Source organism: Streptomyces sp. NPDC039609, assembly GCF_055596705.1.
On sequence record NZ_JBVIUJ010000010.1, the window covers coordinates 126,237 to 142,042 of the forward strand.

Sequence of the window (15,806 nt, forward strand, 5' to 3'; positions counted from 1 at the left end):
GGGCATGGCCGTTCGAAAGCGCGAAACGGTCAGACGTTGAAGCCGAGCGCGCGCAGCTGCTCGCGACCGTCGTCCGTGATCTTGTCCGGACCCCACGGCGGCATCCAGACCCAGTTGATCTTCAGCTCGCTGGCGATGCCGTCGGTGGCGGCCTTCGCCTGGTCCTCGATCACATCGGTCAGCGGACAGGCCGCCGACGTCAGGGTCATGTCCAGCGTGACGACGTTGGAGTCGTCGATGTGGATGCCGTAGATCAGGCCGAGGTTGACGACGTCGATGCCCAGCTCGGGGTCGACGACGTCGTACAGCGCCTCGCGGATCTCTTCTTCGGAGGCCGGCTTCATCGTGGCCTCGGCGTTCTCGGTCATGCCGACTTCCTCTCCGCGTCACCCAGAGCCTGGGCCGTCGCGTCCTTCCACGCCATCCAGCTGAGCAGCGCGCACTTCACCCGGGCCGGGTACTTGGAGACACCCGCGAACGCGACCGCGTCCTCGAGGATCTCCTCCATCGCGTCGTCCGGCTCGATCTGACCCTTGGACTGCATCAGCTCCAGGAACGTGCCCTGGATCTTCTGCGCGTCGGCCAGCTCCTTGCCGACGAGCAGCTCGTTCAGGACCGAGGCCGAAGCCTGGCTGATCGAGCAGCCCTGACCCTCGTAACTGACGTCCTCGATGCGCGAGCCGTCGTACTTCACCCGGAGCGTGATCTCGTCGCCGCACGTCGGGTTCACGTGGTGCACCTCGGCGTCGCCGTCCCGAAGACCGCGCCCATGCGGGTGCTTGTAATGGTCCAGGATGACGTCCTGGTACATCGAATCCAGCTTCACGACCAGCCCCTACCCGAAGAAGTTCCGTACGTGCTCAAGTCCCTCGACCAGGGCGTCGACCTCGGCCGGGGTGGAGTACAGATAGAACGACGCTCGCGTGGTCGCAGGAATTCCGTACCGCAGGCAGACCGGCCGCGCGCAGTGGTGGCCGACGCGCACCGCGATGCCCTGCTCGTCGAGAACCTGGCCCACGTCGTGCGGGTGGATGTCGCCGAGCACGAAGGAGATCGCCGCGCCGCGGTCCTCGGCCGTGGTGGGGCCGATGATCCGCAAGTCCGGAACCTCCTGGAGGCGACGGACGGCGTACTCGGTGATCGCGTGCTCGTGGCGCGCGATGTTCTCCATGCCGATCGCCGACAGGTAGTCCACGGCCGCGCCGAGGCCGACGGCCTGGGCGATCGGGGGCGTACCCGCCTCGAACTTGTGCGGAGCCGGCGCGTACGTCGACGAGTGCATCGAGACGGTCTCGATCATCTCGCCGCCGCCGAGGAACGGAGGCAGGTCCTCCAGGAGCTCCTGCCGTCCCCACAGCACGCCGATACCGGTCGGCCCGACCATCTTGTGGCCGGTGAAGGCCACGAAGTCGGCCTGCAGCGCCTGCACGTCGAGCACCATGTGCGGGGCCGCCTGCGAGGCGTCGATGCAGACCAGCGCACCGACCTCCTGCGCACGCCGGATGATCGTCTCGACCGGGTTGATCGTGCCCAGCAGGTTCGAGACCAGCGTGAACGAGACGATCTTGGTCTTCTCGGTGATGACCTCTTCGATGTTCGAGAGGTCGAGACGACCGTCGTCGGTGAGGCCGAACCACTTCAGCTTCGCGCCGGTGCGCTGCGAGAGCAGCTGCCACGGCACGATGTTGGAGTGGTGCTCCATCTCCGTGATGGCGATCTCGGTCTCGTGGTCCACGCGGTAGGGCTCGTCGGCCCAGCCCAGCATGTTGGCCACGAGGTTGAGCGACTCGGAGGCGTTCTTGGTGAAGATCACCTCGTCGCGGCTCGGCGCGTTGATGAACGCCGCGACCTTGTCACGGGCGCCCTCGTACAGCGCCGTCGCCTCCTCGGCGACCGTGTAGACGCCGCGGTGGACATTGGCGTTGTGGCGCTCGTAGTAGGTGTTGAGCGCGTCGAGCACCTGGCGCGGCTTCTGCGAGGTCGCCGCGGAGTCCAGGTACACGATCTTCTTGCCGTCGTGGACCACGCGATCCAGGAGCGGGAAGTCCTTGCGGATCGCCTCGGTGTCGAGGAGGCCGGAGAGCCCCTGATGGGCAGATGTCACGCGGATGCGCCACCCTTCACGTACTTGTCGTAGCCCTCGGCCTCCAGCTGGTCGGCGAGCTCGGCGCCGCCGGACTCGGCGATGCGGCCGTTCGCGAAAACGTGCACGAAGTCGGGCTTGATGTAGCGCAGGATGCGCGTGTAGTGGGTGATCAGCAGGGTGCCGACCTCGCCGGTCTCACGGACGCGGTTGACGCCCTCGGAGACGATACGGAGCGCGTCGACGTCCAGGCCGGAGTCGGTCTCGTCGAGGATCGCGATCTTCGGCTTGAGGAGCTCCAGCTGAAGGATCTCGTGGCGCTTCTTCTCACCGCCGGAGAAGCCCTCGTTGACGTTGCGCTCGGCGAAGGCCGGGTCCATCTGGAGCTTCTCCATGGCCTCCTTGACCTCCTTCACCCAGGTACGCAGCTTGGGGGCCTCGCCGCGGACGGCGGTGGCGGAGGTGCGCAGGAAGTTGGAGACCGAGACACCGGGGACCTCGACCGGGTACTGCATGGCCAGGAAGACGCCGGCGCGGGCGCGCTCGTCGACCGACATCTCCAGGACGTCTTCGCCGTCCAGGGTCACGGTGCCACCGGTGATCGTGTACTTCGGGTGGCCGGCGAGGGAGTACGCCAGGGTCGACTTGCCGGAGCCGTTGGGGCCCATGATGGCGTGGGTCTCGCCCTGCTTCACGGTCAGGTCGACGCCCTTGAGGATCTCACGGGGGCCGTTCTCGGCCTCGACGGAGACGTGCAGGTCGCGGATTTCAAGCGTTGCCATGGGTGACTCAGGACTCCTGGGTGACGGAGACGAGCACATCGTCCCCTTCGATCTTTACGGGGTATACGGGGACGGGGCGCGTCGCGGGAAGGCCGGACGGCTTGCCGGTGCGGAGGTCGAAGCTGGAGCCGTGCAGCCAGCACTCGATGGAGCAGTCCTCGACCTCGCCCTCCGAGAGGGAGACGTTGGCGTGCGAGCAGATGTCGTTGATCGCGAACACCTCGCCCTCGGTGTGCACGACCGACACCGGCGTGCCGTCGACCTCGACCCGCTTCGGGGTGTCGGTCTCCAGCTCGCTCAGCGCGCAGACTCGGACGAAGGCCATCAGACGGACGCCTCCAGCTCGGCCTCGATCTTGGCGATGAGGCGCTCCTGGACGTCCGGCAGACCGATCTGCTGGACCAGCTCGGCGAAGAACCCGCGGACGACGAGGCGGCGGGCCTCGGTCTCGGGGATGCCGCGGGCCATCAGGTAGAAGAGCTGCTCGTCGTCGAAGCGGCCGGTGGCCGAGGCGTGACCGGCGCCGGCGATCTCGCCGGTCTCGATCTCCAGGTTCGGCACGGAGTCGACGCGGGCGCCGTCCGTCAGGACCAGGTTCCGGTTGAGCTCGTACGTGTCGGTGCCCTCGGCGGCGGCCTGGATGAGGACGTCGCCGATCCAGACGGCGTGGGCGTCCTGACCCTGCAGCGCGCCCTTGTAGGCCACGTTGGACTTGCAGTGCGGCGTGTTGTGGTCCACCAGGAGGCGGTGCTCCTGGTGCTGGCCGGCGTCGGTGAAGTAGAGGCCGAAGAGCTCGGCCTCGCCGCCCGGGGCCGCGTACCGCACGCGCGGGTGGATGCGGACGACGTCGCCGCCGAAGGTCACCACGACCGACTTGAAGGAGGCGTCGCGGCCGACCAGCGCGTTGTGCTGGGCGACGTGGACGGCCTTCTCGTCCCAGTCCTGGACGGAGACGATGGTGAGCTTGGCGCCGTCCCCGAGGATGTAGTCCACGTTGGCGGCGAGCACCGCGTCACCGGTGTGGTCGATGACCACGACGGCCTCGGCGAACGCGCCGAGCTCGATCACCTGGTGGCCGAAGGCGACGCCGCCCTCGCCGTGCACGGCGATCCGGATCGGCTCGTCGAGGACGGCCTCCTTGGCGACGGTGACGACCGAGGCCTTCTCGAAGGAGGAGTACGCCTGGGCGGCGACCCGGTCGACGGGCGTGCCGGCCTTGCCGAGCCGCGCGTCGTCACGGCCGACGGTCTCCACGGTGACGCCCTCGGGGGCCTCGATCACGACCTTGACGCCCTCGCCGGACGCGACCGCCGTGCCGTCGTGCAGACCGCGCAGACGCTCCAGCGGCGTGAACCGCCACTCCTCCTCGCGACCGTGCGGGACGGGGAAGTCCGCGACGTCGAAGGACGGGGGCGCGCTCATGCGCGTGGCGACGGTGGACTCGGCGGCCACCGCGATCGAGCCGGCGGTGGTGGAGCCCGCCGGGATGTTCTGAGCCTCAGCCATGGCTGTCGTCTTGCTCTCTTCCTGCCTCGTCGTGCTTGCCCGCCTGTGCCGGGCGGCCGGCGGCGGTGCTGCCTGGGGCACCGTCCGCGGCCGCGCCGCCCAGCGGCGTGCTCGCGGGGCTCAGCGGCTGAGCCCGGGGGTCGTCGTTTGCCGGTCCGTGTCCGGACGGGTCGTCCGGACGGGGCCGATCCGGCCGGGACGCGCCCGGCCGGTCCGCGGGGTGCCTCAGCCCACCGCGCCTTCCATCTGCAGCTCGATCAGCCGGTTGAGCTCGAGGGCGTACTCCATCGGCAGCTCCTTGGCGATGGGCTCGACGAAGCCGCGCACGATCATCGCCATCGCCTCGAACTCGGTCATGCCGCGGCTCATCAGGTAGAAGAGCTGGTCCTCGGAGACCTTGGAGACGGTGGCCTCGTGGCCCATGGAGACGTCGTCCTCGCGGACGTCCACGTAGGGGTACGTGTCCGAGCGGGAGATCGTGTCGACGAGCAGCGCGTCGCAGAGCACGTTCGACTTGGCGCCCGGGGCACCCTCGCCGATCTCGATGAGACCGCGGTAGGAGGTGCGGCCGCCGCCTCGCGCCACCGACTTGGAGACGATGTTGGAGGAGGTGTTCGGGGCCATGTGGACCATCTTGGCGCCGGCGTCCTGGTGCTGGCCCTCGCCCGCGAAGGCGATGGACAGGGTCTCGCCCTTGGCGTGCTCGCCCATCAGGTAGACGGCCGGGTACTTCATGGTGACCTTGGAGCCGATGTTGCCGTCGACCCATTCCATGGTCGCGCCCTCGTAGGCCACGGCGCGCTTGGTGACCAGGTTGTAGACGTTGTTCGACCAGTTCTGGATCGTCGTGTAGCGGCAGCGGCCGCCCTTCTTCACGATGATCTCGACGACCGCGGAGTGCAGCGAGTCGGAGGAGTAGATCGGGGCGGTGCAGCCCTCGACGTAGTGGACGTAGGCGTCCTCGTCGACGATGATCAGCGTCCGCTCGAACTGGCCCATGTTCTCCGTGTTGATACGGAAGTAGGCCTGCAGCGGGATCTCGACGTGCACGCCCTTCGGCACGTAGATGAACGATCCGCCGGACCAGACGGCCGTGTTCAGCGAGGCGAACTTGTTGTCGCCGACCGGGATGACCGTGCCGAAGTACTCGCGGAAGAGCTCCTCGTGCTCCTTCAGCGCGGTGTCGGTGTCGACGAAGATGACGCCCTGCTCCTCCAGGTCCTCACGGATCTGGTGGTAGACGACCTCGGACTCGTACTGGGCCGCGACACCGGCGACGAGACGCTGCTTCTCCGCCTCGGGGATGCCGAGCTTGTCGTACGTGTTCTTGATGTCCTCCGGCAGGTCCTCCCAGGACTCGGCCTGCTTCTCGGTGGACCGGACGAAGTACTTGATGTTGTCGAAGTCGATGCCCGACAGGTCGGAGCCCCAGCTCGGCATGGGCTTCTTGTCGAAGAGGCGCAGACCCTTGAGCCGCAGCTTCAGCATCCAATCGGGCTCGTTCTTCTTCGAGGAGATGTCGCGGACGACGTCCTCGTTCAGACCGCGCTTGGCGGTGGCACCGGCGGCGTCGGAGTCGGCCCAGCCGTACTCGTACCGACCCAGGCCCTCGAGCTCGGGGTGGCTGATCTCGGTGGTCATGCGGGGTTCCTCCCGGCCGTGCTTGCGGATGCTTCTGATGGGGTGGTCTGTGGGGCGCTGTGCGGGATGAACGTCGTACAGACGCCGTCACCATGCGCGATGGTGGCGAGACGCTGGACGTGCGTTCCCAGGAGGCGGGAGAAGATCTCCGTCTCCGCCTCGCACAGCTGCGGGTACTGCTCGGCGACATGGGCGACCGGGCAGTGGTGCTGGCAGAGCTGCTCGCCGACCGGCGCGTTCCGCGCAGTGGCAGCGTACCCGTCCGCGCTCAGCGCCCTGGCAAGTGCCTCGGTGCGCTGGTCGGGCTCCGCCGACTCGACGGCCTCGCGGTACGCCTCCGCCTGGTGCTCGAGACGGTCGCGGGCGAAGGCGGCCACGGCGGCCTCTCCCCCGGCGTTCTTCTCGATCCAGCGCAGGGCGTCGACGGCCAGCGAGTCGTACGACTGGTCGAAGGCGTCCCGACCGCAGTCGGTCAGCGCGAAGACCTTGGCGGGGCGGCCGCGGGTGCGGGCTCCGTACACGCGCTTCTCGCGGGCCTCGACGACATTGTCCGCGACGAGGGAATCGAGATGGCGGCGCACGGCCGCCTGGGTGAGGCGGAGGCGCTGCGCGAGGTCGGAGACCGTCGACGGTCCGTGATCCAGGATGGACCGCGCGACCCGGTTGCGTGTGGAGCGCTCACCGGTCGCGAGTTCCTCCACGGGAGCCGCGTCGACGTTTTTCACAACGCCATTGTTGCGTAATTCCTTCGGCAGTGACAAGCGCCGTCCGAGCGGACGACGGTGCCGTGCATCACTCAGGTAAGGCTTACCTGACCTGCGGAGATGATCATTCATAGGACGAATTGGAGCGGGATTCGGGCCCCGCGCCGGATCCACCCCGGCGACCTCTCTAGACTTCCCGGCATGCGAAACGAGTCCGTCGTCCAGGTCCGCGGCCTGGTCAAGCGGTACGGGACGAAGACCGCCGTCGACGGCCTCGACCTCGACGTCCGGGTCGGCACCGTGACCGCCGTCCTCGGCCCCAACGGGGCCGGGAAGACCACCACGATCGAGACCTGCGAGGGCTACCGGAAGGCCGACGCGGGCACCGTCCGCGTCCTCGGCCTCGACCCGGTCGCCGACGCGGGCCTGCTGCGTCCCCGGATAGGCGTAATGCTCCAGTCGGGTGGCGTCTACTCCGGCGCCCGCGCCGACGAGATGCTCCGCCACATGGCGAAGCTGCATGCGCACCCGCTGGACGTGGACGCCCTGATCGAGCGCCTCGGGCTCGGCTCCTGCGGCCGGACCACCTACCGTCGGCTCTCCGGCGGACAGCAGCAGCGCCTCGCGCTCGCCATGGCCGTCGTCGGCCGCCCCGAGCTGGTCTTCCTCGACGAGCCGACCGCCGGACTCGACCCGCAGGCCCGCCACGCCACCTGGGACCTCGTCCGCGAGCTGCGTACCGACGGAGCCACCGTCGTCCTCACCACGCACTTCATGAACGAGGCCGAGGAGCTGGCGGACGACGTCGCGATCATCGACGGCGGCCGGGTCGCCGCCCAGGGCAGCCCCGAGCAGCTCTGCCGCGGCGGCGCCGAGAACACCCTGCGCTTCACCGGGCGCCCCGGTCTCGACCTCGGCTCGCTGCTCAAGGCCCTGCCGGACGGCACGGCCGCCGCGGAGCTCACCCCGGGCGCGTACCGGATCAGCGGCGAGGTGGGCCCGCAGCTGCTCGCCACCGTCACCAGCTGGTGCGCCCAGCACGGTGTGATGCCGGACGGCATCGCGGTGGAGCGCCACACCCTCGAAGACGTCTTTCTCGAGCTCACGGGCAAGGAGCTGCGCGCATGAGCACCGGTACGAGTGCGGGGACGTACACCCCGAGGCCGGGAGCCGCCCCCGTCGGCCGGATGATCGCGGCGCAGACCGTCCTGGAGACGAAGATGCTGCTCCGCAACGGCGAGCAGCTGCTCCTGACAGTGATCATCCCGTCCCTGCTGCTCGTGCTGTTCTCGACCGTCGACATCGTCGACACGGGGACGGACAAGGCCGTCGACTTCCTCGCACCCGGTGTCCTCGCGCTCGCCGTGATGTCCACCGCCTTCACCGGCCAGGCCATCGCGACCGGCTTCGAGCGCCGCTACGGGGTGCTCAAACGGCTCGGCGCCTCCCCGCTGCCCCGCTGGGCGCTGATGACCGCCAAGACGCTCTCCGTCCTGGTCACCGAGGTGCTCCAGGTCGCGCTCCTGACGGCGATCGCGCTGGGGCTCGGCTGGTCGCCCCAGGGCGACCCGTTCTCCGTCCTGCTGCTGCTCGTCCTCGGCACGGCCGCCTTCTCGGGCCTCGGCCTGCTGATGGCCGGCACGCTGCGGGCGGAGGCGACGCTGGCCGCCGCGAACCTGGTCTTCCTGCTGCTCCTGGTGGGCGGCGGAGTGATCGTGCCGCTGGACAGGTTCCCGGACGCGGCCCGCGCCGTACTGGAACTGCTGCCGATCTCGGCGCTCTCGGACGGACTGCGGGACGTGCTCCAGGGCGGCGCCGCGATGCCGTGGGGACAGGCGCTGATCCTCGCCGTGTGGGCGGTGCTCGGGCTCGGCGCGGCGGCGAAGTTCTTCCGCTGGGAGTAGCCGAGGGGTGACGTTCCGGGGTGACTTCACCCGTAACGCACCCCTCGTGAAAGCGTGCACAAGCCCCGTCCTACGATAGGGCCCGTGCTGACCCCCCTCGCCTTCATCGCCAGGCGCTGGACCCCGTCCCCCCGGACGCTCCGGCGCGCCGCGCTCTCCGCCGTCGTGATGAGCGTGCTCATCATCGTCACGGGAGGGGCGGTCCGGCTCACCGGCTCCGGTCTCGGCTGCGACACCTGGCCCAAGTGCACGGACGACAGCCTCATCGTGACGCCCGAGCAGGGCTACCGCGGCGCGATCGAGTTCGGCAACCGGATGCTCACGTACGTCCTGTCGGCCGCGGTCGGCTGGGCGATCATCGCCGCGCGGTCCACCAAGCCCTGGCGCCGCGGTCTGACCCGGCTCGGCTGGCTGCAGTTCTGGATCGTCGCGAGCAACGCGGTCCTGGGCGGCATCACCGTGTGGATGGGCCTCAACCCGTGGACGGTCGCCGGCCACTTCATCGCCGCGAACGCGCTCCTCACCGTCGCCGTGATCACCTGGCAGCGCGCCGGCGAGGGCGACACGACACCCCGGCCGCGCGTCCCGGGCCCGGTCCGCAAGCTGTCCTGGGCCATCATCGCCGCCTCGGCGCTGCTGATCGTCCTCGGCACCGGAGTGACCGGGTCGGGCAAGCACGCGGGTGACAGCAGCGACGTCCCGCGGATGCCGTGGGACTGGACCGCCGCCGCCCATCTCCACGCCATCGCCGCCTGGGTCGTCTGCGCGCTGGGGCTCGCCATGTGGCTGGTGCTGCGGGTGGTGGACGCTCCCGACGACACCCGGGCCCGCGCCCGCGACCTGCTGATCGTGCTGCTGGCGCAGGGCGGGATCGGGTACGTCCAGTACTTCACCGGCGTTCCCGAGCTCCTGGTCGGCGCGCACATGCTCGGCTCCGCGCTGATGTGGATCGCCGTCCTGCGCCTCGCCCTGAGCCTGCGCGAGCGCCCGGTGTCCGCCCCGGAGATCCCGGCCCAGGCCGACTCCGCGCTGGCCACGGCGTAGGGCTGCCCGGAACGGATCCACGCGATATCCGAAATCGGGTACGCGCTCAGATGAGCTTGTAGACCCGCTGCGCATTGCCCGCCGCGATCATCGTGGCGACGCGCTGCGCGTCGCCGAGGGACCAGGCGCCGTCGCCCACCCATTCGCCCAGCACCCGGCTCAGCGCGCCGCGGAAGACGCTGGCCGCGACGACGTGCAGCTCGGGCAGGGCGTGGGCGCCGCTGGAGAAGAGCAGCTTGCCGAAGGGGGCCAGCTCCAGGAGTTCGGCGAGGACGGCCGCGGCCCGGGCACCGGTCCTGCCGAGGACGGAGCCGAGGTCGGCGTACACATGCGGGAAGACACCGGTCAGCTGGGCCGTCTGCCGGTGGTACGGGTATCCGTGCAGGAGTACGAGGTCGGCGCCGAGCCCGCTGGTGGCGGCGGCGAAGCCGGCGACTCCGTCCGGGTCCTCGGTCCCCACGTGCAGCTGGAGCGGCCGCCCGGAGGCGACGGCGATCCACAGCAGATGGCGCAGCAGGACGGGGTCGGTGAGCCGGCCGCCCGCCGTGCGCCCGGCCAGCCAGCGGCCCGCCGCCCCGCGCACCTCGCCGGGGCCCGGTGGTTCGGGCGCGTACGCGAGCCCCCGGGACACCGTCGCCACGGAGGTGAAGGCGACGGCGGTCGCGGCGGCGCCGTGGACGGCCTCCGCGAGGTTGGCCAGGAGACCCTCGACCGTCCCCGAGGTGTCGGCGACCTGCTCGGCGAGCGGCTCCAGCCGGATGATCTCGTGGGCGTCGGCGGCCCCGGCGGAGGCGATCTCGGCGGGCCCCGTCAGATCGCCTGGCAGTCCGGTGTCCACCAGATAGGTGGAGATTCCGGAGGCCCGCAGCAGCCTGCGTCCGGACTCCAGGACGCCCAGTTCGCGCCGGCGGGCGAGATAGCGGGCCGGTGGGCAGTGCGGTTCCAGGCCGAGCAGCGGCGGGCACCAACGGCGTACCGCGAAGCCGGTCTGGGTGTCGAAGAAGGTGGTGCCGGGCGCGGGCGGCGCGCCGGTCCTGCCGAGGTGTGCCTCGAAGGTGCCGAGGCCGAGCTCCTTGCGGAGCACCCCGTGGCAGTACTGGTCCACCAGGCTCGGGGTCTCGATCATTCGGGGGGCTCCCTGCGTGGACGTGTTTCCACCCGTCCTAACGGGTGAGCCCCACCCGAGGTTGTTGCCTCAGCCGTTCGACGGGCCGCCGAGCTGGATACCGGCCATCCGGGTCCACTCGTACGGGCCGGTCACGACCTTGGCGGCGAACTCGCCGTCGAACTCGTCGTGCAGGGTCAGCCCGGCCTTCTCGGCGGCCTGCCGGGCGACGGGGAACGTGGGGGCCACCAGGTCGCCCCAGCCGCCGTCCTCGCCGACGAGGACGATGCGGGTGCCCATCTGACCGATGTAGGCGAGCTGCCCCTCGGCGCCGCCGTGCTTCTTGGAGAACGCCTGGATCTGCTTGGCGAGCTTGGCCGCCTTGCGCTCCGCCTTGGTGTCCGCCTGCTTGGTGTCTGCCATAGCAAGGATGCTACTGACAGGTAGATCGACTGGCGACGGCCGGGGTACGTGGTCTTGCCCACGTACCCCGGCCGTCGATCAGGTCCGAGTGACTACCTCAGGAAGGGGTCGACCGCGACCGCCACGAAGAGCAGCGAGACATAGGTGATCGACCAGTGGAAGAGGCGCATCTCCTTGAGCTTCGCGCCGGTCGCGCCGTTCTTCGCGCGGTGGAGCAGCGCGTGCGCCTCCCAGAGCCACCAGCCGCCGGTGAGCAGCGCCACGGCGGTGTAGAACCAGCCGGTGTAGCCGAGCGGGGTCAGCAGCAGCGAGACGGCGACCATCACCCAGCTGTACGCGACGATCTGCTTCGCGACGACCTTGTTGGAGGCGAGGACCGGCAGCATGGGGACGCCCGCGCGGGCGTAGTCGTCCTTCACCTTCATCGACAGCGGCCAGTAGTGCGGCGGCGTCCAGAAGAAGATGACCATGAAGAGGATGATCGCGGCCCAGGACATCGAGTTGGTGACAGCCGACCAGCCGATCAGCACGGGCAGACAGCCGGCGATGCCGCCCCAGACGATGTTCTGCGCGGTCCGCCGCTTGAGGATCATCGTGTAGACCACGACGTAGAAGAGGAGCGCGCCGAGCGAGAGTGCGGCGGAGAGCCAGTTGACCAGGAGGCCGAACCAGAGCGTGGAGACCACGGCGAGGGTGAGGCCGAAGATCAGACCCTCACGCGGGGTGAGCGCTCCGGTGACCAGCGGGCGCTGGGAGGTGCGGTCCATCAGGGCGTCGATGTCGCGGTCGATGTACATGTTCAGCGCGTTCGCGCCGCCCGCCGACAGATAGCCGCCGAAGCAAGTGGCGAGTACCAGCCACATGTTCGGCACGCCCTGCTCGGCGAGGAACATCACCGGAACGGTCGTGATGAGCAGAAGCTCGATGATCCGCGGCTTCGTCAGCGCCACGTATGCCTTGACGCGGGCCCCGAACGGCCGATGGCCCCCCGGGCTGGGAGTCAAGACGACCCCTGCGGGTCGGGACTCGACGGCCGTCACGCACACCCCTGACAGAGAATTCCCAGCAAGCTCCCCGGATGAAGACGGGGTGAAGACTTGCGCGTACCACGCCACTGTAGACGTTGCCCATACGCCGATCTTCGCGGGGGTGGGGTCGTGTTGAGGAGGCTTGTCCCAAGGGTTGGACGGCGCTCGGGAGGCGAAGTGACACAGTGACCGGCACTCTTGCCGTATCCGCTCATATGAGGCCCGCGCACTCGAAAGGATGGGCGTGTTGTCGGGGGTAGGCTCGACACCGCCGGTACACCCTCAGTCACCGGCTTTCCAGTACATGTGGAGAGGAGCCCTGACTCAGGGTGAGCACTAAGCCGACCACCACAGACCTCGAGTGGACCGAATTGGACCAGCGGGCCGTTGACACCGCCCGCGTCCTGGCCGCGGACGCCGTACAGAAGGTCGGCAACGGCCATCCCGGTACGGCCATGAGCCTGGCGCCCGCCGCGTACACCCTCTTCCAGAAGGCGATGCGGCACGACCCGGCCGATCCGGAGTGGGTGGGGCGCGACCGTTTCGTGCTCTCCGCCGGCCACTCGTCCCTCACCCTCTACACCCAGCTGTACCTGGGTGGCTTCGGGCTCGAGCTGGACGACCTGAAGGCCTTCCGCACCTGGGGCTCGAAGACCCCGGGTCACCCGGAGTACGGACACACCGCGGGTGTGGAGACGACGACCGGCCCGCTGGGCCAGGGTGTCGCCAACGCCGTGGGCATGGCGATGGCCGCCCGCTACGAGCGCGGCCTGTTCGACCCGGAGGCGGCCCCCGGCACCTCCCCGTTCGACCACAACATCTACGTGATCGCGGGTGACGGCTGCCTCCAGGAGGGCATCTCCGCCGAGGCGTCCTCGCTGGCCGGTCACCAGAAGCTCGGCAACCTGGTCCTGCTGTGGGACGACAACCACATCTCGATCGAGGGCGACACCGAGACCGCCGTGTCCGAGGACACGATGAAGCGGTACGAGGCCTACGGCTGGCACGTCCAGCGTGTCGAGCCGCAGGCCAACGGCGACCTGGACCCGGCCGCCCTGTTCGCGGCGATCAAGGCCGCCGAGGCCGAGACCGAGCGTCCGTCGTTCATCGCGATGCGCTCGATCATCGCCTGGCCCGCCCCGAACGCCCAGAACACCGAGGCCGCGCACGGCTCGGCGCTGGGCGACGAGGAGATCGCGGCCACCAAGCGTGTCCTCGGCTTCGACCCGGAGCAGACCTTCGAGGTCACCGACGAGGTCATCGGCCACACGCGCGCCCTGGGCGACCGCGGCCGTGAGGCCCGCGCCGCGTGGGAGAAGTCGCTCGCCGAGTGGCGCACGGCCAACCCGGAGCGTGCCGCGGAGTTCGACCGCATCCAGGCGAACGAGCTGCCCGAGGGCTGGGAGTCGAAGCTCCCGGTGTTCGAGGCGGGCGGGGGCATCGCGACCCGCGCCGCGTCCGGCAAGGTCCTGCAGTCGCTCGGCGCGGTCATCCCCGAGCTGTGGGGCGGCTCGGCCGACCTCGCCGGCTCGAACAACACGACGATCGACAAGACCTCGTCGTTCCTGCCCGAGGGCAACCCGCTGCCGGAGGCCGACAAGTACGGCCGCACGATCCACTTCGGCATCCGCGAGCACTCCATGGCCGCGGAGATGAACGGCATCGCGCTGCACGGCAACACCCGCGTCTACGGCGGCACCTTCCTGGTGTTCTCCGACTACATGCGCAACGCGGTCCGCCTGTCGGCCCTGATGCACCTGCCGGTGACGTACGTCTGGACCCACGACTCGATCGGTCTGGGCGAGGACGGTCCGACCCACCAGCCGGTGGAGCACCTGGCGTCGCTGCGCGCGATCCCCGGTCTGAACGTCGTCCGCCCCGCGGACGCCAACGAGACCTCCATCGCCTGGCGCGAGATCGTCAAGCGTCACACCCGCGAGTTCGGGAAGGGCGCCCCGCACGGTCTCGCCCTGACCCGTCAGGGTGTGCCGACGTACGACTGGAACGAGGACGCCGCCAAGGGTGGCTACGTTCTGGCCGACGCCGAAGGGCCCTCCGGGCAGAACGCAGACGCCCAGGTCGTGCTGATCGGCACGGGCTCCGAGGTGCACCTGGCCGTCGAGGCCCGCGAGCAGCTCCAGGCCGCCGGTGTCCCGACCCGCGTGGTCTCGATGCCGTCCGTCGAGTGGTTCGAGGAGCAGGACCAGGCGTACAAGGACTCGGTCCTGCCGCCGTCGGTGAAGGCTCGTGTCGCGGTCGAGGCCGGTATCGGTCTGACCTGGCACAAGTACGTCGGCGACGCCGGCCGGATCGTGTCGCTGGAGCACTTCGGCGCCTCGGCCGACGCGAAGGTCCTCTTCCGCGAGTTCGGCTTCACGCCGGAAGCCGTCGCCGCCGCCGCGCGGGAATCTCTCGCCGCCGCCGCGCGCTGACGCCCTTAGACACGACTTTTGGAGAACCTCTCATGACAGACGCTCTCAAGCGCCTCTCCGACGAAGGCGTCGCGATCTGGCTGGACGACCTCTCGCGTCAGCGGATCACGTCCGGAAACCTGGCCGAGCTGATCGACCAGCAGCACGTGGTCGGTGTCACCACCAACCCGTCCATCTTCCAGAAGGCGATCTCGGAGGGCCACGGTTACGACCAGCAGCTCGCCGACCTCGCCGCTCGCAAGGTCACTGTGGACGAGGCCATCCGCATGATCACGACGGCGGACGTGAGGGACGCCGCCGACATCCTGCGCCCCGTCTTCGACGCGACCGACGGCCAGGACGGCCGGGTCTCCATCGAGGTCGACCCCCGTCTGGCCCACAACACGGCGGCCACGATCGCCGAGGCCAAGCAGCTGGCCTGGCTGGTGGACCGTCCCAACACGCTCATCAAGATCCCGGCCACCAAGGCGGGTCTGCCGGCGATCACCGAGGTCATCGGCCTCGGCATCAGCGTCAATGTGACGCTGATCTTCTCGCTGGAGCGCTACCGCGCGGTCATGGACGCCTACCTGGCGGGTCTGGAGAAGGCCCGCGAGCGCGGCCTGGACATCTCCCTGATCCACTCCGTGGCCTCCTTCTTCGTCTCCCGTGTGGACTCGGAGATCGACAAGCGCCTGACCGCCCTCGGCACCGACGAGGCCAAGGCGCTCAAGGGCAAGGCCGCCCTCGCCAACGCCCGTCTCGCCTACGAGGCGTACGAGGAGGTCTTCTCCTCGGACCGCTGGGCCGCCCTCGACAAGGCGCAGGCCAACAAGCAGCGTCCGCTGTGGGCCTCGACGGGCGTGAAGGACCCGGCGTACAAGGACACCCTGTACGTCGTGGACCTGGTCGCCCCCGGCACGGTCAACACCATGCCGGAGGCCACCCTGGAGGCCACCGCCGACCACGGCGAGGTCTCCGGTGACACCGTGCGTGGCACCTACGAGCAGTCCCGCGCCGAACTGGACGCCGTCGAGAAGCTCGGCATCTCGTACGACGACGTCGTGCAGGTGCTCGAGGACGAGGGCGTCGAGAAGTTCGAGGCGTCCTGGAACGACCTGCTCAAGTCGACCGAGGCGGAGCTTGAGCGCCTCGCACCTTCGGAGGCGTAACCA

16 protein-coding genes are annotated in these 15,806 nt (G+C 69.5%); 5 read left to right on the forward strand and 11 right to left on the reverse strand.

Annotated elements, in window-relative coordinates:
• Positions 1-29: 29 nt before the first annotated feature.
• From ACZ561_RS28245 to ACZ561_RS28280, 8 genes are all read right to left on the reverse strand, one after another.
• The gene (locus tag ACZ561_RS28245) at positions 30-368 is read right to left on the reverse strand and encodes a metal-sulfur cluster assembly factor (protein WP_352186260.1); all 339 of its coding nucleotides are present in this window, start codon (positions 366-368) and stop codon (positions 30-32) included.
• On the reverse strand, positions 365-826 hold the full coding sequence (sufU, locus tag ACZ561_RS28250) for a Fe-S cluster assembly sulfur transfer protein SufU (RefSeq protein WP_376444105.1): 462 nt from the start codon (positions 824-826) through the stop codon (positions 365-367). Before sufU ends, ACZ561_RS28245 begins: the two co-directional genes overlap by 4 nt.
• Positions 827-835: 9 nt before the next feature.
• Positions 836-2,104, reverse strand: coding sequence for a cysteine desulfurase (locus ACZ561_RS28255; protein WP_329121975.1), 1,269 nt, complete (start codon positions 2,102-2,104; stop codon positions 836-838).
• Positions 2,101-2,865, reverse strand: coding sequence for a Fe-S cluster assembly ATPase SufC (gene sufC, locus ACZ561_RS28260; protein ID WP_352186263.1), 765 nt, complete (start codon positions 2,863-2,865; stop codon positions 2,101-2,103). Before sufC ends, ACZ561_RS28255 begins: the two co-directional genes overlap by 4 nt.
• Positions 2,866-2,872: 7 nt before the next feature.
• Positions 2,873-3,190 (reverse strand): bifunctional 3-phenylpropionate/cinnamic acid dioxygenase ferredoxin subunit, encoded by a 318-nt coding sequence (locus ACZ561_RS28265; RefSeq protein ID WP_329121971.1) that lies wholly within the window; start codon positions 3,188-3,190, stop codon positions 2,873-2,875.
• Entirely contained in the window at positions 3,190-4,371 is a 1,182-nt protein-coding gene (sufD, locus tag ACZ561_RS28270; RefSeq protein ID WP_376444110.1) for a Fe-S cluster assembly protein SufD, read from the reverse strand. The genes ACZ561_RS28265 and sufD overlap by 1 nt, the downstream gene beginning before the upstream one ends.
• Before the next feature lie 225 nt (positions 4,372-4,596).
• Positions 4,597-6,012 (reverse strand): Fe-S cluster assembly protein SufB, encoded by a 1,416-nt coding sequence (gene sufB / locus ACZ561_RS28275; protein ID WP_471000028.1) that lies wholly within the window; start codon positions 6,010-6,012, stop codon positions 4,597-4,599.
• Positions 6,009-6,737, reverse strand: coding sequence for a helix-turn-helix transcriptional regulator (locus ACZ561_RS28280; RefSeq protein ID WP_376444115.1), 729 nt, complete (start codon positions 6,735-6,737; stop codon positions 6,009-6,011). Before ACZ561_RS28280 ends, sufB begins: the two co-directional genes overlap by 4 nt.
• Before the next feature lie 180 nt (positions 6,738-6,917).
• Between ACZ561_RS28280 and ACZ561_RS28285 the strand changes: the two genes are divergently transcribed.
• The 3 genes from ACZ561_RS28285 (at position 6,918) to ACZ561_RS28295 (ending at position 9,664) form a co-directional block, all read left to right on the forward strand.
• Complete coding sequence (locus ACZ561_RS28285) at positions 6,918-7,844, forward strand: ABC transporter ATP-binding protein (protein ID WP_471000030.1); 927 nt, start codon at positions 6,918-6,920, stop codon at positions 7,842-7,844.
• Complete coding sequence (locus ACZ561_RS28290; protein WP_471000032.1) at positions 7,841-8,620, forward strand: ABC transporter permease; 780 nt, start codon at positions 7,841-7,843, stop codon at positions 8,618-8,620. The genes ACZ561_RS28285 and ACZ561_RS28290 overlap by 4 nt, the downstream gene beginning before the upstream one ends.
• A gap of 84 nt (positions 8,621-8,704) precedes the next feature.
• Positions 8,705-9,664, forward strand: coding sequence for a COX15/CtaA family protein (locus ACZ561_RS28295; RefSeq protein ID WP_471000034.1), 960 nt, complete (start codon positions 8,705-8,707; stop codon positions 9,662-9,664).
• 46 nt (positions 9,665-9,710) lie between these two features.
• Here the strand turns inward: ACZ561_RS28295 and ACZ561_RS28300 are convergent, their stop codons facing one another.
• The 3 genes from ACZ561_RS28300 to ACZ561_RS28310 all read right to left on the reverse strand — a co-directional run bounded on the left by ACZ561_RS28300 (position 9,711) and on the right by ACZ561_RS28310 (position 12,232).
• A complete protein-coding gene (locus ACZ561_RS28300; protein ID WP_471000036.1) occupies positions 9,711-10,790 on the reverse strand; it encodes an amidohydrolase family protein in 1,080 nt (359 codons plus the stop codon).
• A 69-nt stretch (positions 10,791-10,859) separates the two neighbouring features.
• On the reverse strand, positions 10,860-11,192 hold the full coding sequence (locus ACZ561_RS28305; protein ID WP_471000038.1) for a hypothetical protein: 333 nt from the start codon (positions 11,190-11,192) through the stop codon (positions 10,860-10,862).
• Between the two features lie 92 nt (positions 11,193-11,284).
• The gene (locus ACZ561_RS28310) at positions 11,285-12,232 is read right to left on the reverse strand and encodes a heme o synthase (protein WP_471000040.1); all 948 of its coding nucleotides are present in this window, start codon (positions 12,230-12,232) and stop codon (positions 11,285-11,287) included.
• Positions 12,233-12,549: 317 nt separating this feature from the next.
• Here ACZ561_RS28310 and tkt point away from each other — a divergent pair, with 317 nt between their 5' ends.
• Positions 12,550-14,652 carry a transketolase gene (gene tkt / locus ACZ561_RS28315; RefSeq protein WP_471000042.1) on the forward strand — a complete coding sequence of 701 codons (2,103 nt, stop codon included), beginning with the start codon at positions 12,550-12,552 and terminating at the stop codon, positions 14,650-14,652.
• A gap of 32 nt (positions 14,653-14,684) precedes the next feature.
• The gene (gene tal / locus ACZ561_RS28320; protein WP_471000044.1) at positions 14,685-15,803 is read left to right on the forward strand and encodes a transaldolase; all 1,119 of its coding nucleotides are present in this window, start codon (positions 14,685-14,687) and stop codon (positions 15,801-15,803) included.
• Positions 15,804-15,806: the final 3 nt, after the last annotated feature.

Excerpts from the sequence above, each read along its gene's own strand:
- ACZ561_RS28265 (WP_329121971.1), bottom strand. The coding sequence starts at position 3,190 with ATGGCCTTCGTCCGAGTCTGCGCGCTGAGCGAGCTGGAGACCGACACC.
- ACZ561_RS28245 (WP_352186260.1), bottom strand. The coding sequence starts at position 368 with ATGACCGAGAACGCCGAGGCCACGATGAAGCCGGCCTCCGAAGAAGAG.
- ACZ561_RS28290 (WP_471000032.1), top strand. The coding sequence starts at position 7,841 with ATGAGCACCGGTACGAGTGCGGGGACGTACACCCCGAGGCCGGGAGCC.
- sufD (WP_376444110.1), bottom strand. The coding sequence starts at position 4,371 with ATGGCTGAGGCTCAGAACATCCCGGCGGGCTCCACCACCGCCGGCTCG.
- ACZ561_RS28285 (WP_471000030.1), top strand. The coding sequence starts at position 6,918 with ATGCGAAACGAGTCCGTCGTCCAGGTCCGCGGCCTGGTCAAGCGGTAC.
- sufB (WP_471000028.1), bottom strand. The coding sequence starts at position 6,012 with ATGACCACCGAGATCAGCCACCCCGAGCTCGAGGGCCTGGGTCGGTAC.
- ACZ561_RS28300 (WP_471000036.1), bottom strand. The coding sequence starts at position 10,790 with ATGATCGAGACCCCGAGCCTGGTGGACCAGTACTGCCACGGGGTGCTC.
- tal (WP_471000044.1), top strand. The coding sequence starts at position 14,685 with ATGACAGACGCTCTCAAGCGCCTCTCCGACGAAGGCGTCGCGATCTGG.
- ACZ561_RS28305 (WP_471000038.1), bottom strand. The coding sequence starts at position 11,192 with ATGGCAGACACCAAGCAGGCGGACACCAAGGCGGAGCGCAAGGCGGCC.
- sufC (WP_352186263.1), bottom strand. The coding sequence starts at position 2,865 with ATGGCAACGCTTGAAATCCGCGACCTGCACGTCTCCGTCGAGGCCGAG.